This window comes from Mycobacterium sp., assembly GCF_035570115.1.
Lineage (GTDB): Bacteria > Actinomycetota > Actinomycetes > Mycobacteriales > Mycobacteriaceae > Mycobacterium.
In genome coordinates this window covers 24,329-39,202 of sequence record NZ_DATMLH010000193.1, presented here as the reverse complement: position 1 = coordinate 39,202, position 14,874 = coordinate 24,329, and the positions used below count along the sequence as shown (strand labels likewise).

Sequence of the window (14,874 nt, the reverse complement as noted above, 5' to 3'; positions counted from 1 at the left end):
GCTGCTGCAGACGGCCAGCGCGGCGATCTTGTTCTTCGGTGCGAATACCAGCTTCAACGGTTTTCCCGCGCTGACGAGTTTCATTGCCGAGGACAGCTTTCTGCCGCGGCCGATGATGAAACGTGGTCATCGTTTGGTGTTTTCCAACGCCATCATCGTGCTGACTGCGCTGGCGGTGACGCTGGTGATCGTGACCGGCGGGTCGGTCGACGCGGTGGTGCCGCTGTTTGCGATGGGTGTGTTCACCGGTTTCTCGATGGCCGGCTATGGCATGACCAAACACTGGCTGACCCATCGTGGGCCCGGTTGGCGACGCAAGTTGGTGATCAACCTGTCGGCCGGGATCTTGTCGACGATCGTGGTGGGGATCTTCGCGGTGGCCAAGTTCACCGAGGGAGCCTGGCTGGTCGTCGTTGTCATGCCGGTGCTGGTCTTCGCCTTGATGCGGCTCAACCGGCAGTACCGCGCCGAGGCGGCGGTTTTGGAGATGTCGCGCGCCGAGCGTCCAGAGTTGACCCAACACGCGCGGCATCGGGTGTTCGTCTTTGTGGACAGCGTCGACCTCGCGGTGATTGAGGCAGTGCGCTACGCAAACGGGCTGCACGCCGACGAGCTGACTGCGGTGCACTTTCTGATCGACGCGGTTCATACGGCGCGTTTGCAGCAGCGCTGGCAGCACTTCGAGCACGATAAGCCGCTGCGTGTGGTCAACTGCCCGGATCGCAACTTGACTCGGGCCGCACAAGATTTGGTCCTTCAGGAGATGAACGATCATCCAGACACCCAGATAACGGTGCTGCTGCCGCGTCGAACATATGCGCCGCTGGTGGGCCGGCTGCTGCATGACCGCACCGCCGACAGGATGGCTGGGGCCATCAGCAGAGTCCCGGGTGCGACCGCGCAAATCCTGGCTTACGACGTGGGATCTCGGATCGCCCAGGCGGCGGACGCGGCCCGCTCAGGAGGAAGCGACGCGTGATCAGTGCGGTCGAGCGCTCTGTCGCGGCCGTGCCTGAACGCCAACGCTTTTCGGGTCGGATGCTCACGAACCCGTGAGCCTTGCCTCCTCGAGGTCGAGGTCTCGCTCGATGACGCGCAACAATGTCGCGTTGATGTGGCCGTTGCGCCTCAACGCCAGCACGACCGACCGCTCGACGCGCAGTAACTCCAGCCGCAACGTTCGATAACGTTCCATCTCCTGGGCCTCGTCGGACTCCTGATCGTTCGGGGGACTGATTTGCAGTCGTCGCACCCGAGCCTCGTACAGGGCACGTGCAGATTTGATGGCATCGTCGGCGCCGTCAGCGCCGGTGTGGTCGTCGAGCCACTTCAACGCGGCGCGCGCCGCTTCCAGTCGAGCTTTGTTCTCTTCGGTTCCGAAATCCTCGGCCTTTAGCCCGAGTCGGCGCAGCAGCCAAGGCAGGCTTGTGCCCTGGATGAGCAGACTTGCCACAATCACCGCGGCCGCCACCATGATCACCAGGTCGCGGTCGGGAAAGGGGGAGCCGTTGGCGAGCCGTAGCGGGATCGCCAGCGCGGCTGCCAACGACAAACCGCCGCGCATGCCGGCCCACGCCACGACTAGGCGTTCCCGCCACAGGGGCCCGCCGCTGGTGCGGCCGAACAGCTTCGCGGTGGCGGGTCCGAAGAGCATCCAGACCAGTCGCAGGACGACCACCGTCACAATCACGGCTGACAGCACGGCCACGACATGCAGTGCGGGCATACCCGGTACCCAGTGCACCGAGCGCACAAGCTCCATGCCGACCAGGGTGAACAGCACTGCGTTCAGCAGGAACACCAAAACATCGAGAAAGGCAAAGGCCTGCAGTCGCGCGCCGGGCGCGTAGATGGCGCTGAGGTGCGAGCCCACATAGACACCGGCGGCAACGGTGGCCAGAACCCCGGACAGATGGACGGCCTCTGCCAGCGCATAGGTGACGAACGGCGTCGCCAGCGAGATGGTGATCTCCAACAACGGTTGGTCCATGCGTCGCCGGACTGCCACGACCAGCCAACCGATGGCGAGGCCGAGCACCGCACCGCCCGCGGGAGCCGCGAGGAGCGTCACCACGAGCGGGCCGGGCCGCACTGTGCCGGCCACCACCGCGCCCACAGCGCCTGAGTAGAGCACCAAAGCGGTGCCGTCGTTGGTGAGGCCCTCGCCCTCGACGATTGTGGCGAGTCGCTCAGGCACGTCCAACCGCTTAAAGACGGAGGTGGCCGCCACCGCATCGGTCGGCGCCACAACCGCTCCGGCTGTCACGGCCACCGCTAGTGGCACGCCGGCGAGACCAAGCAATACCCCGGCGACCGCGGCTGTGGTGACCACCACCAGTCCTATTGCCAGCAGTCCGATCGGCCGGGCATTGGCCCGAAGATCGTCCGGCGCAATGAAATTCGCCGCGTAATACAACAGAGGCGGCAAGAACACGTAGAACACGACCTCCGGCGACAGCTGTGGCACGCTGACCCACGGCAACCAGCTCAACAATGCACCGACAGCTACCAGCAAAACTGGGTACGGTACACCCACCCGCTCAGCCACCCACACCGCCGCCACGGCCGCTAGCGGTCCGCAAAGCAGCAGGACCAAGTAGCCCGCCGGATTCACAACCGCACCTCCCAATGCCGCGGCCGGCTATCGATGAACTGCTTGCTGTTGCGGTGATTGGCTAGCTCAGCGTAATGGCATGGTCCGCACGCATATCCCTGCCCGGAAGCGCACCGAAACCATTCCCGCACAATCGCATTGATTAGGCAAGACGCATCACCAGCGGAAGCGTTGTTTCTGCTCGGTGACCTCGTCGGTGGTCATCAGCCCGGACTCGGCCAACTTGGTGAGCAGCGATTGCGCCCGCGCGGCGATCTCGCGCAACTCCGCAGCGATCTCGGCCACCGGCTCACCCTGCGGCCGCTGCGGCGGCGTCGGGTTGCCCCGGGCAGTCACTCTCGTGCGCTGATCGCCGCGCCCCACGGAAGCGCTGCTGCCGACGGCGCCCCCGGCCGCACCGGCGAGCCCCATGTTGCTGAACAGGTTGCCGGAACTACCCGCGGCGATCTCCGGGGCGACCACGGCGCCGCTGATTGGCAGCGTAAAGGCGGCCGGGCGAATCTCGGGTGCCGCCACCGTCCAAGCCGACGGCACCGACAGTCTGCCGACCGTGTTTGCCTGGCCCAGCCCGGCCGACACCGATGCCGTCGTGGCGTCCGACGGTGCAGCGACGCTGCCCTGGCCGTGGAAGAACCATTCCGGCAGGTTGGCGGCGCCGGGCCCGTAGCCCGTGTAGGGCCCCTTCCCGCTGGCAAAGTCACGGTCGGCATTGATCAGGAAGCCGCGGAAGTTGGTCCCGACACCCGTGAACGCTGCCGAGATGCTCGTCGCCGAGGAGCCGATAGAAGTCGTGCCAATGGGGATTTCCAGGAGCGTCAGGGCGACCGAGATCGGGGTCAGCAGATCAGACAACGACTGTGCTGGCGCTGCCGCCGTCGTGGACGACGCCAGCGATTGCAGCGCCTGGGGGAGCGCCGACATCAGCTGCGAGCCGCTCGACGTGGACGACTGCGTCACCGCGGCAGCCTGGCTGCCCGCCCCGGCCGGATTGGTGGTCGGCGGTGGAGAGGTGAAGGGCGTCAACGTCGATGCTGCCGCCGACGATCCGGCGTAGCCGTACATCGCGGCGGTGTCTTGGGCCCACATCTCGGCATAGTCGGTTTCGGTGGCCGCGATCGCAGCGGTGTTCTGCCCGAAGATGTTGGTTGCAATCAACGTCATCAAAAGCGTGCGGTTAGCAGTGATCACCGCCGGCGGCACCGTCATTGCGAAGGCCGCCTCGTATGCCGCTGCGGCAGCTTTGGCCTGGGTGGCGGTTTGTTCAGCTTGCCCGGCGGCTGCGGTCATCCAGTCCACATACGGTGCGGCCGCTGCCGCCATCGAAGCTGACGATGGGCCGAGCCACGACCCGCCGCTCAGCTCCGAAATCACCGACTCGTAGGAAGCGGACGTGGATTGCAGCTCGGCGGCCAGCCCATTCCAAGCGGTAGCCGCCGCCATCATCGGCCCCGAGCCGGGGCCGGCATACATTCTGCCGGAGTTGACCTCCGGCGGTAACATCGCGAAATCCATTGCCGTAGCCCGTCTTAACTGGCCGCTACGGCATTAGCCGCTTCGGTGACGGCATATGACGTCGCACTAGTTCCGAGCGTGCTGACGAACAACTGGTGGATCGCCTCCGCCTGGGCGCTGACCGCCTGGTACATCTGCGCGTGGACGGCGAATTGCGCGGCCGTCAGCGCCGACACCTCGTCGGCAGCGGCGGGTAACACCCCGGTGGTCGGCGCTGCGACGGCGGCATTCTGCGCGCTCATCGTCGTGCCGATCCCGGCCAAGTTGGCGGCCGCGGCGGTCAGCGCCTCTGGTTGTGTGGTGACGAATGACATCGGTATTCCTCTCGATAGGTGTCGAAAACACAGGTGAACACGGCGCGTGGATCCCACGAGTCATAACGTGAATACGTTGAACGCGCCGCCGGATTGTCCCGATGGCGAACGGGAATTCGAGGTTGAGCAGAACCTGAGTCATTGGCCCCCGTCCTCTGCACCCAACTCACTCATGGGCAGAAGCCATCAGCCGGTGCGGCGGTTAAAGGCGAGCCTCATCGCCTGAACGCGATGCTAACGGCGGGTTAAGTCCAGATGCAACGAACTGCGGATATTGCGGCAAATACTTAGGGGCCTCGCTGAGCGCGGGGCCGAGCAGTGCGCGATTGACCGACTACCTCGCCGCTGAGTAATCTGGCGGCAAGACAGGCGGTGGGGCTCGCCACCTGCGGTCGACGGAAGAGCCGGCGACCGCCAACGGTCCCTGGGAACCAGATCGATACTGACGAAGTCGCGTGCGATCCGCGCGGCCCTCAGGCGATGGAAACCCGGGAGCGGAGTATGACCAAATCACCCCGAGATCACGTCGAATCAGCGAGTCGACGGAAATTACTGTGGGCAAAGGCCGCGTATTGGTTGCTGGTCCTGCCAGCGGGGCGGTGCTTGCAGAAGACCGACGTGAGTCGAAAACTGCTGTGCCGCAATGGAGGGAGTTGGTATGGACGAGGTTTGTCTCAAGCTCAGCGCGTACTTCGGTGAGCGTCAACGCGTGGACGGTCGCTTCGTAGCCGAGAGCATGCTGAGTCTTTATGAACAGCGGCGCGTCGCGACCAGCATCGTGCTGCGCGGGATCGCCGGCTTCGGCTCGCGGCATCACTTTAGAAGCGACCAATCCCTGAGCTTGTCCGAAGAACCTCCTGTTGCGGTGATCGCGGTGGACACCGGCCCCGTCATCGAGAGATTGCTCGAATCGGTACTTGGGGTCGACAAGTGCGGCCTGATAAGCCTGGAGCGCGCCCGGTTGCTGCGCGACGACCTCCACAGCATCGAACTCTCCGACGAATATCACGAGGCAACCAAGCTGACGATCTACGTCGGCCGCAAAGAGCGCGTTTACGGTATGCCCGCCTACATTGCGGTCTGCGATCTGCTCTATCGGCGGCAGCTCGCGGGCGCATCGGTGTTCATGGGCGTCGACGGCACGGTCCGGGGTCATCGCGAACGAGCACGTTTCTTCGACCGAAACACCGATGTACCGATGATGATCATCGCCGTCGGCAGCGGTGAGCGCATCGGCCGAGTGCTACCGGAGCTTGGCGCGCTGTTGAAGCGCCCGCTGGTTACGGTCGAACGGGTCCGGCTGTGCAAGCGCGACGGCGAACTCGTGGAGCGGCCGCACGCACTGCCAGGAACTGACGAGCACGGCTTGGCGCTGTGGCAGAAGCTGATGGTCTACTCGTCGGAATCCGCACGCTGCGACGGGATGCCGATCCACCGTGCGCTGATCCAACGGCTGCGGCAGCAGAAATCGTCGCGCGGTGCGACCGTGTTGCGCGGAATCTGGGGCTTCCACGGCGATCACGCGCCACACGGTGACAAGCTGTTGTCGTTGGGCCGGCATGTCCCGGTCGTGACGATCATTATCGACACCCCCAACAACATCGCCGCGTCCTTCGACATCGTCGACGAAATCACTCGCGAACAAGGTTTGGTGACAAGCGAAATGGTGCCCGCGCTGGCCGCTGACGGCGACGGTCGGCCCGGTATGGCTCGCTACCAGTACTAGAGCCGCGCGACGAGTCGCGGGCACGGACGCGTGCTGTGGACTGTCGCGCAACTGGGGATAACCGGCCACACTTTCGCGTTGACGGCGGCGCGCGCGTATATCCGCGTCGGTGTCCTGCCGCAGGGTGGCCGCATGACGATGTTGACGCGGGCCGAAATCGGAGCGCTCGGTGAGCGGTTGGCCGCCGATCACCTGACCGGCCTCGGGCTGCGGATCCTGACCCGCAACTGGCGCTGCCGATTCGGCGAGCTGGATGTGATCGCCGTCGACCCGACCACCAACGCGGTGGTGTTCGTCGAGGTCAAGACCCGCACCGGCGATGGTTTCGGTGGTCTGGCCGAAGCGGTGACCGAGCGGAAGGCGCGTCGGTTGCGCAGGCTGGCTGCGATGTGGCTGGCCACTCAAGACCAACGTTGGGCAGCGATCCGCATCGATGTGATCGGCGTGCGGATCGGTCGACGTCGCACGCCGGAAATCAGCCATCTGCAGGGAGTCGGCTGATGGCGCTGGGGCGTGCGTTTTCGGTCGCGGTGCTGGGGCTAGACGGCGAGATCGTGGAGATCGAAGCCGATATCACCTCGGGCCTGCCGGGTGTGCATCTGGTAGGCCTGCCCGACGCTGCGTTGCAGGAATCACGAGACCGGGTCCGGGCAGCGATCACCAACTGCAACAACCGCTGGCCTATGTCTCGCCTCACCCTGGCACTCTCACCGGCGACGCTGCCGAAGGTGGGCTCGGTATATGACCTCGCCCTTGCGGCAGCGGTGTTGTCGGCGCAACGGAAGACGCCGTGGCGACAGCTGGAGGCGGTCGTGGTGCTGGGCGAGTTGGCTCTCGACGGACGAGTCCGACCGGTGCGCGGAGTGCTGCCGGCGGTGCTCGCGGCCAAGGGTGAGGGCTGGAAGACCGCGGTTGTTCCGGTGGAGAACCTGCCAGAAGCCAGCCTGGTCGACGGCATCGAGGTCTGGGGTGTGCGCACCCTGGCGCAGCTACAGGCCTGGCTCAGCGGATCTGCGCAGCTGGACGAACGGACCAGCAAGGAGGTTCCGGAGGATGAGCCGTCGGCGGATCTGGCCGATGTGATGGGGCAGGCCCAGGCCCGCTTCGCCGTCGAGGTGGCCGCTGCCGGGGCGCATCACCTGATGCTTACCGGCCCGCCGGGTGTGGGGAAAACTATGCTGGCACAGCGTCTTCCGGGGCTTCTTCCGTCGCTGTCGGACAGCGAGTCGTTAGAGGTCACCGCAATTCACTCCGTCGCCGGCCTGCTCTCGGATGCCACACCGCTGATTACCCGGCCGCCCTTCGTCGCGCCGCACCACAGCTCAAGCGTCGCAGCGCTGGTTGGGGGCGGCTCGGGAATGGCGCGGCCAGGGGCCATCAGCCGGGCCCACCGCGGAGTGTTGTTCCTCGACGAATGCGCCGAGATCAACGTCAGCGCATTGGAGGCACTGCGAACGCCGTTGGAAGACGGCGAGATTCGCCTCGCGCGCCGCGACGGGGTGGCGTGCTATCCGGCCCGCTTTCAACTGGTTCTGGCCGCCAACCCGTGTCCCTGTGCCCCGGCCGATCCGCGGGACTGCATTTGTGCGGCGGCGGCCAAACGACGCTACCTCGGTCGACTGTCCGGGCCGCTGATGGACCGCGTCGACTTGCGAGTCGAGATGCATCCGGTGCGGATGCGCGCCTTCGTGGCCGCCGAGGCCGAGTCGACGGCACAGGTCCGCAGCAGGGTGGCATCGGCCCGCGATGCGGCGACGCAGCGCTGGCGTCCACACGGGTTTCGCACCAATGCCGAGGTCAGCGGAACGCTGCTGCGACGTCGATTCCGGCCGGCCGATGCAGCGATGCAGCCGCTGCGGACCGCGCTGGAGCGCGGGATGCTGAGCATCCGCGGCGTCGACCGCACACTTCGGGTCGCCTGGACGTTGGCCGATTTGGCCGGCCGCACATCGCCCGGACGCGACGAGGTGGCCGCCGCGCTGAGCTTTCGCCAACCCGGAGCCTCCCGATGACCGACCTGACACTGCGCGCATGGGCCTATCTGTCCCGGGTGGTCGAACCACCCTGCGCTGAACTTGCCGCCTTGGTGAGTGGGGTGGGACCGATAGAGGCCGCGGAACGGGTGCGACGAGGTCAGGTCGATGACGTCCTGGCGCGACACAGCGAAGCGAGGCGCGAAATCGACAGGGCTGCCCACGATCTTGAGTTGCTCGCCCGCCGCGGTGGTCGGCTGATCACGCCCGACGACGATGAGTGGCCGATGCTGGCGTTCACCGCGTTCGGCAGCGTCGCAGTCGCGTCGAAGCCGCAGGGCAGACCGCCTCTGGTGTTGTGGGCGGTGGGACCGGCCCGGCTTGACGAGACGGCACATCGGGCGGCGGCCGTTGTCGGAACGCGGGCGGCGACCAGCTATGGGGAACAGGTGGCCGGCGACCTGGCGGCCGGGCTGGCCGAGCAGGATGTCGCGGTGATCTCCGGCGGGGCCTACGGTATTGACGGCGCGGCCCACCGCGCGGTCCTTGCAGTCGACGGCGTCACTGCGGGAGTCTTGGCCGGCGGGCTTGACATCCCTTATCCCGCCGGCCATTCCGGACTACTGCATCGTGTCGCTAGTACCGGGTTGTTGATCACCGAATACCCGCCGGGGGTGCGACCGGCGCGCCACCGGTTCCTGACGCGCAACCGCTTGGTCGCCGCATTCGCCGGAGCGGCGGTGGTGGTGGAAGCCGGTTTGCGCAGCGGCGCCGCAAACACCGCAGCGTGGGCGCGAGCCTTGGGCAGGGTGGTGGGTGCGGTGCCCGGACCGGTGACCTCGTCGGCGTCGACGGGATGCCACGCCCTGCTGCGCGCCGGCGCCGAAGTTGTCACCCGTGCCGAGGACATCGTCGAGCTGATGGGTCGCATTGGTGAGCTGGCGCCCGAGGAACCGCGCCCCGCAACGGCGCTGGACGGGCTCAGTGACGACGAGCGGCAGGTGTATGAGGCGCTGCCGGGTCGCGGACTCGCCACGGTCGACGAGATCGCCGTCGCCGCCGCGTTAGAGCCGGCGCGAACACTGGCGCCACTGGCGATGCTGGAGGTGGTCGGCCTGGCTGAGCGGCACGACGGCCGCTGGCGAATAGTCCGGAATCGCGGCGGAACGGGGTGATGACGTTAGCTCGTATAGTCGACGGGGTCAGCTGTGAAGGGGAGGAACCACGTGGCCGGTCGTCCTGTGCACACCTTCAAAGTGGTGCGCCGCGAAGAACTCACGTCGCACATGTTTCGGGTTGTCCTCGGGGGCAGCGGCTTCGACACCTTCACGCCCAGCAAGTTCACCGACTCCTACGTCAAGGTGGTTTTCGTCGGCGACGACGTCGATATGGCCAGCCTGCCGCAACCGCTGACGCTGGACAGTTTCGCCGACCTGCCGCCGGCCAAGCAGCCGGTGGTGCGGACCTTGACGGTGCGTCGTGCCGACCCGGCCGCTCGTGAGATCGCGATCGACGTCGTCGTGCACGGTGAGCACGGCGCGGCCGGACTGTGGGCCGCCACGGCCGAGCCCGGTCAGCGGGTGTACCTGATGGGCCCTAGTGGCGCCTACGCCCCGGATCCGGCCGCCGACTGGCACTTGCTGGCCGGCGACGAGACCGCGCTGCCAGCCATCAGCGTTGCGCTGGAAGCGTTGCCTGCCAATGCAATTGGTCAGGTGTTCATCGAGATCGCCGGGCCCGAAGACGAAATCCCGCTGGCCGCACCGCAGGGTGTCCGGATCGATTGGATTTACCGCGGCGGGCGAGCCGATCTGATCGGCGAGGACCGGGCCGGCGACTTCGCGCCGTTGATCGAGGCGGTCAAATCCGCCCCGTGGCTTCCTGGGCAGGTGCACGCCTTCGTACACGGCGAAGCGCAGGCGGTCATGCACAACCTTCGGCCGTATATCCGCAAAGACCGCGAAGTGGATGCGAAGTGGGCGTCGATCTCGGGTTACTGGCGGCGCGGTCGCACCGAAGAGACGTTCCGGCAGTGGAAGAGAGAACTGGCTGAGGCTGAGGCCGGGGCCGGGGCTTACTAGGGGCTCGTCTGCCAAAACACCGGCTGGCATGCTCATCGCATGGCATTCGGCGACTATCAAAACGAGATTTACTTCCAGGGTCTGGCGGGCGTGGCGCCGGCACTACCGATGGTGTTCGCGGAACTGGAAGCCAAGGCCGCAAAGGCCCTACCGCCGTCGGTGTGGTCATACGTCGCAGGCGGGGCCGGGGACGAGCGCACTCAGCGGGCCAACTGCGAGGCTTTTCAGGGTTGGGGACTGATCCCGCGGATGTTCGTCGGCGCCAAGGAGCGTGACCTGTCCGTCGAGCTGTTCGGGATGAAGCTGACCACACCGGTGTTCATGGCGCCCATCGGGGTCATCGGGTTGTGTGCCCAGGACGGCCACGGCGACCTGGCCACCGCCCGTGCAGCCGCCCGCACCGGCGTTCCGATGGTCGCCTCGACGCTGACCGTCGACCCGTTGGAAGATGTCGCTGCCGAGTTTGGAGAGACCCCCGGATTCTTCCAGCTGTACACCCCAACCGACCGTGAGTTGGCCGCCAGCCTGGTGCATCGCGCCGAGGCGGCGGGCTTCAAGGGCATCGTCGTCACCTTGGATACCTGGGTCACCGGCTGGCGCCCACGTGATTTGAGCACGTCGAACTTCCCCCAGCTGCGCGGACACTGCCTGACCAACTACACCAGCGACCCGGTTTTCCGCGCGAGCCTGGCGCAAACTCCCGAAGAGAACCCGCAGGGCGCCGTGCTGCGCTGGATACAGGTCTTCGGCAACCCGTTGACGTGGGACGATCTCCCGTGGCTGCGCTCGCTGACCAAGCTGCCGCTGCTCGTCAAGGGCATCTGTCACCCCGACGATGTGCGGCGCGCCAGGGACGCCGGCGTCGACGGCATCTACTGCTCCACCCACGGCGGCCGGCAGGCCAACGGCGGCTTGCCCGCGCTGGACTGCCTACCGGACGTGGTCGGCGCCGCTGACGGGCTGCCGGTGCTGTTCGACTCGGGGATCCGCAGCGGCGCCGACATCGTCAAGGCCCTCGCGCTCGGGGCGACCGCGGTGGGCATCGGGCGCCCCTACGCCTACGGCCTGGCGTTGGGCGGCGCCGACGGCATCGTGCACGTGCTGCGCTCGTTGCTGGCCGAAGCCGACCTGACCATGGCCGTCGACGGCTACTCATCACTGGCTGATCTCACTCCGGACACGTTGCGGCGCGTCAGCTGAGTCCGACCGCCGGCGTCTGGGACCGTGGGTTGGTGGAGGCGATCCTCGACGAGTTCGACGACTTCCTGGCGCTGCAACGCCTTCGCTCGGTGCACACCCGTCGCGCTTACCTGGGTGACCTCCGGTTGTTGTTCGCCTTCCTGGACGGACGCGCGCCCGGGACCGGACTACGTGGCCTGAGCCTGGCGGCGTTGCGGTCGTGGCTGGCCGCCGGGGCAGGCGCCGGTGCGGCGCGCACCACGTTGGCACGCCGCACGTCGGCGGTTAAGACGTTCACCGCATGGGCGGTGCGGCGGGGGCTATTGACCGAAGACCCGGCCGCTCGGCTGCAGGTGCCGAAGACGCGTCGCAACCTGCCGGCGGTGTTGCGACAAGACCAGGCGCTGGCCGCCATGTCAGCCGCGAAATCCGGCTGTCAGCAGGGTGATCCGCTGGCGCTGCGGGACCGGTTGATCGTGGAATTGCTGTATGCCACTGGCGTCCGGGTCAGCGAGCTATGCGGCCTGGACATCGACGACGTCGACACCGGGCATCGGGTGCTGCGCGTGCTCGGTAAGGGCGACAAGCAGCGCACGGCCCCGTTCGGGGAGCCGGCCGCCGATGCGTTGAACGGGTGGCTGGCCGACGGGCGTCCCGCGCTGGCGACCGCGGAGTCCGGGCCGGCGCTGCTGCTGGGCGCGCGGGGTCGGCGGCTCGACGTGCGACAAGCCCGCACCGTCGTGCACCAGACCGTCGCCGCGGTGGACGGCGCACCCGATATGGGGCCGCATGGGTTACGCCACAGCGCTGCGACCCATCTGCTCGAGGGCGGGGCTGACCTACGTGTCGTCCAGGAGTTGCTCGGCCATTCCAGCCTGGCCACCACCCAGCTCTACACCCACGTCACGGTTGCCCGGTTGCGCGCGGTGCACGACCGGGCCCATCCGCGGGCCTGACCGGGCGCGACGGCGTTCTGGCAACAGGTGTCCCAGCAGTCCCGAGGCCAAGGGTGGTCCGGCCAGCCAGAGACTGGTGTGGCGGTCGATACAAGCGTTGCTCAACAGCGCCGCGCAGCGGCTTGAGCCGGATCGGCGTGGACGCCACCAACCCCAGCGGATCGACATAATCCGCACGAGCGGCCGGGCCCCACATCGCTCCCCAGTGCAGACACGCCGAGACCGGACAACCCGGATGGCCGGCCAACAATTCGCCGATCACCGTCCCCGCGGTCAGCGGCTGGCCGACCCGCACGGACGCCCGCACCGGCTCGTAGCTGGTGTGCAAACCGCCCGGGTGCGCCAACGACACCACCTGCCGGCCGGCCAGCATGCCCGTGTACACCACCGTCCCCGCGCCCGCGGCGTACACCGGTTGGCCGGGCCTACCCGCCAGGTCCACACCGCGGTGGCCGCGGTTCCAGTCCGGCGCCGGGGCGTCGAAGCTTCGCACCACCGCCGGGTATGGCCGCAACGGCCAATCCAGGCGGAGATCGTCTCCGCGGGCCGGGCACGCCCAGATCAGCGTCGTGGCCACGATCACCGCCGCCCATCGCATATCCCCAGTTCACCGCGGCACCGGCACGGCGGCCAGCCAGCATTGTGGACAAAGCACCTGCTGAAACCGTGTAAACTCCTCCCCGCAGCCCGTATTACGGACTGACTTCGCGCGTCTGCACCGCGGCTCCCGTTCAACTAGGAGTTCGCACCGCATGCCGGGCGGTCCCTTAACAGGGTCCGGCATCGCAGCAGCCGCCAGGGCCCGGCTTCACCCGACGCCGGGCGACAACCGACACACAAAGGCATAACCATGGCCGTAGTAACCATGAAGCAGCTGCTCGACAGCGGCACCCACTTCGGGCACCAGACCCGTCGCTGGAATCCCAAGATGAAGCGGTTCATCTTCACCGACCGCAACGGCATCTACATCATCGACCTGCAGCAGACGCTGACCTTCATCGACAAGGCGTACGAATTCGTCAAAGAGACCGTCGCCCACGGCGGCTCGGTGTTGTTCGTCGGCACCAAGAAGCAGGCGCAGGAATCCATTGCCGCCGAGGCCACTCGCGTCGGCATGCCGTACGTCAACCAGCGCTGGCTGGGCGGCATGCTGACCAACTTCTCCACGGTGCACAAGCGGCTGCAGCGGCTCAAAGAACTCGAGGCGATGGAGCAGACCGGCGGCTTCGAGGGTCGCACCAAAAAAGAGATCCTCGGCTTGACCCGGGAAAAGAACAAGCTGGAACGCAGCCTGGGCGGTATCCGCGACATGGCGAAGGTGCCGTCGGCGGTCTGGGTGGTCGACACCAACAAGGAGCACATCGCCGTCGGTGAGGCGCGCAAGCTGGGTATCCCGGTGATCGCGATCCTCGACACCAACTGCGACCCCGACCTGGTCGACTACCCAATTCCGGGCAACGACGACGCGATCCGCTCGGCCGCCCTGCTGACCAAGGTGATCGCCTCGGCGGTGGCTGAGGGCCTGCAGGCGCGTGCCGGTGTTGGCCGCGGCGACGGCAAGCCCGAGGCCGAAGCCGCCGAGCCGCTGGCCGAGTGGGAGCAGGAACTGCTGGCCTCGGCCACCGCAGCGCCGGCCGCCGAACCGACCGCAGCCGGGGCGCACGCCGAAACCCAAACCGAATCGATCTCCACGGAAGGCTGATATGGCCAACTACACCGCTGCTGACGTCAAGCGGCTTCGCGAGCTGACCGGCGCCGGCATGCTCGACTGCAAGAACGCGCTGGCCGAAACCGACGGCGACTTCGACAAGGCCGTCGAGGCGCTGCGGATCAAGGGCGCCAAGGATGTGGGCAAGCGCGCCGAGCGGGCCACCGCCGAGGGTTTGGTCGCCGCCAAGGACGGCGCGCTGATCGAGCTGAACTGCGAGACCGACTTCGTCGCCAAGAACGCGGAGTTCCAGAAGCTGGCCGATGAGGTGGTGAGCGCTGCCGCGGCGGCCAAAGCGGCCGACGTCGACGCGCTCAAAGCGGCCAGCGCTGGTGACAGAACCGTCGAGCAGGCCATCGCCGACCTGTCGGCCAAGATCGGCGAAAAGCTCGAACTGCGTCGGGTCGCATTCTTCGACGGCACCGTCGAAACCTACTTGCACAAGCGCTCGGCGGACCTGCCGCCGGCCGTCGGTGTACTGGTCGAGTACACCGGCGACGACGCAGCGGCTGCGCATGCCGTTGCGCTGCAGATCGCCGCGCTCAAGGCTCGCTACCTGAGCCGCGACGACGTGCCCGACGACGTGGTGGCCAGCGAACGGCGGATCGCCGAGGAGACCTCCCGCGCGGAAGGCAAACCCGAGCAGGCGCTGCCCAAGATCGTCGAGGGCCGGCTGAACGGGTTCTTCAAGGACGTCGTGTTGCTCGAGCAACCCTCGGTGTCCGACAACAAGAAGACGGTCAAGTCGCTGCTCGACGAAGCCGGCGTCACGGTGACTCGGTTCGTCCGTTTCGAGGTCGGCCAGCAGTAG

General features: G+C 67.0%; 12 protein-coding genes, 2 pseudogenes and 1 riboswitch. Of the genes and pseudogenes, 10 read left to right on the top strand and 4 right to left on the bottom strand.

All coding sequences use genetic code 11. The features are described from left to right. Positions 1–943: pseudogene (locus VNW74_RS17400) on the top strand (DNA-binding protein); the annotation flags it as partial. Between the two features lie 99 nt (positions 944–1,042). On the opposite strand, the gene VNW74_RS17395 reads toward VNW74_RS17400, so the two are convergent. From VNW74_RS17395 to VNW74_RS17385, 3 genes are all read right to left on the bottom strand, one after another. Then, positions 1,043–2,614: a Na+/H+ antiporter gene (locus VNW74_RS17395; RefSeq protein ID WP_325678981.1), complete on the bottom strand. Its 1,572-nt coding sequence runs from the start codon at positions 2,612–2,614 to the stop codon at positions 1,043–1,045. Positions 2,615–2,770: 156 nt separating this feature from the next. Beyond that, a complete protein-coding gene (locus tag VNW74_RS17390) occupies positions 2,771–4,126 on the bottom strand; it encodes a PPE family protein (protein ID WP_325678979.1) in 1,356 nt (451 codons plus the stop codon). Between the two features lie 14 nt (positions 4,127–4,140). Further along, on the bottom strand, positions 4,141–4,440 hold the full coding sequence (locus VNW74_RS17385) for a PE family protein (RefSeq protein ID WP_325678977.1): 300 nt from the start codon (positions 4,438–4,440) through the stop codon (positions 4,141–4,143). 170 nt (positions 4,441–4,610) lie between these two features. Next, positions 4,611–4,672: riboswitch (Fluoride riboswitch) on the bottom strand. A 426-nt stretch (positions 4,673–5,098) separates the two neighbouring features. Here VNW74_RS17385 and VNW74_RS17380 point away from each other — a divergent pair. The 7 genes from VNW74_RS17380 to VNW74_RS17350 all read left to right on the top strand — a co-directional run bounded on the left by VNW74_RS17380 (position 5,099) and on the right by VNW74_RS17350 (position 12,355). Continuing rightward, the gene (locus VNW74_RS17380) at positions 5,099–6,166 is read left to right on the top strand and encodes a DUF190 domain-containing protein (RefSeq protein ID WP_325678975.1); all 1,068 of its coding nucleotides are present in this window, start codon (positions 5,099–5,101) and stop codon (positions 6,164–6,166) included. Between the two features lie 132 nt (positions 6,167–6,298). Further along, positions 6,299–6,667, top strand: a complete 369-nt coding sequence (locus tag VNW74_RS17375; protein ID WP_325678990.1) for a YraN family protein — start codon at positions 6,299–6,301, stop codon at positions 6,665–6,667. Next, positions 6,667–8,178 (top strand): YifB family Mg chelatase-like AAA ATPase, encoded by a 1,512-nt coding sequence (locus VNW74_RS17370; RefSeq protein WP_325678973.1) that lies wholly within the window; start codon positions 6,667–6,669, stop codon positions 8,176–8,178. The genes VNW74_RS17375 and VNW74_RS17370 overlap by 1 nt, the downstream gene beginning before the upstream one ends. Continuing rightward, a complete protein-coding gene (gene dprA / locus VNW74_RS17365; RefSeq protein WP_325678971.1) occupies positions 8,175–9,314 on the top strand; it encodes a DNA-processing protein DprA in 1,140 nt (379 codons plus the stop codon). The genes VNW74_RS17370 and dprA overlap by 4 nt, the downstream gene beginning before the upstream one ends. 51 nt (positions 9,315–9,365) lie before the next feature. After that, positions 9,366–10,220, top strand: a complete 855-nt coding sequence (locus VNW74_RS17360) for a siderophore-interacting protein (protein ID WP_325678969.1) — start codon at positions 9,366–9,368, stop codon at positions 10,218–10,220. Positions 10,221–10,259: 39 nt separating this feature from the next. Further along, positions 10,260–11,420: an alpha-hydroxy-acid oxidizing protein gene (locus VNW74_RS17355; protein WP_325678966.1), complete on the top strand. Its 1,161-nt coding sequence runs from the start codon at positions 10,260–10,262 to the stop codon at positions 11,418–11,420. A 32-nt stretch (positions 11,421–11,452) separates the two neighbouring features. After that, a complete protein-coding gene (locus VNW74_RS17350; RefSeq protein WP_325678964.1) occupies positions 11,453–12,355 on the top strand; it encodes a tyrosine recombinase XerC in 903 nt (300 codons plus the stop codon). A gap of 112 nt (positions 12,356–12,467) precedes the next feature. On the opposite strand, the pseudogene VNW74_RS17345 reads toward VNW74_RS17350, so the two are convergent. After that, positions 12,468–12,953, bottom strand: a pseudogene (locus tag VNW74_RS17345) (M23 family metallopeptidase); the annotation flags it as partial. Between the two features lie 252 nt (positions 12,954–13,205). Here VNW74_RS17345 and rpsB point away from each other — a divergent pair. Continuing rightward, positions 13,206–14,057, top strand: coding sequence for a 30S ribosomal protein S2 (gene rpsB, locus VNW74_RS17340; protein ID WP_325678962.1), 852 nt, complete (start codon positions 13,206–13,208; stop codon positions 14,055–14,057). 1 nt (position 14,058) lies between these two features. Next, positions 14,059–14,874, top strand: a complete 816-nt coding sequence (gene tsf, locus VNW74_RS17335; protein WP_325678960.1) for a translation elongation factor Ts — start codon at positions 14,059–14,061, stop codon at positions 14,872–14,874.

What these genes read in the sequence shown, in the direction of transcription:
- VNW74_RS17380 (WP_325678975.1), top strand. Translation starts at nt 5,099, where the DNA reads ATGGACGAGGTTTGTCTCAAGCTCAGCGCGTACTTCGGTGAGCGTCAA.
- VNW74_RS17375 (WP_325678990.1), top strand. Translation starts at nt 6,299, where the DNA reads ATGACGATGTTGACGCGGGCCGAAATCGGAGCGCTCGGTGAGCGGTTG.
- VNW74_RS17385 (WP_325678977.1), bottom strand. Translation starts at nt 4,440, where the DNA reads ATGTCATTCGTCACCACACAACCAGAGGCGCTGACCGCCGCGGCCGCC.
- VNW74_RS17390 (WP_325678979.1), bottom strand. Translation starts at nt 4,126, where the DNA reads ATGGATTTCGCGATGTTACCGCCGGAGGTCAACTCCGGCAGAATGTAT.
- dprA (WP_325678971.1), top strand. Translation starts at nt 8,175, where the DNA reads ATGACCGACCTGACACTGCGCGCATGGGCCTATCTGTCCCGGGTGGTC.
- VNW74_RS17355 (WP_325678966.1), top strand. Translation starts at nt 10,260, where the DNA reads ATGGCATTCGGCGACTATCAAAACGAGATTTACTTCCAGGGTCTGGCG.
- rpsB (WP_325678962.1), top strand. Translation starts at nt 13,206, where the DNA reads ATGGCCGTAGTAACCATGAAGCAGCTGCTCGACAGCGGCACCCACTTC.
- VNW74_RS17370 (WP_325678973.1), top strand. Translation starts at nt 6,667, where the DNA reads ATGGCGCTGGGGCGTGCGTTTTCGGTCGCGGTGCTGGGGCTAGACGGC.
- tsf (WP_325678960.1), top strand. Translation starts at nt 14,059, where the DNA reads ATGGCCAACTACACCGCTGCTGACGTCAAGCGGCTTCGCGAGCTGACC.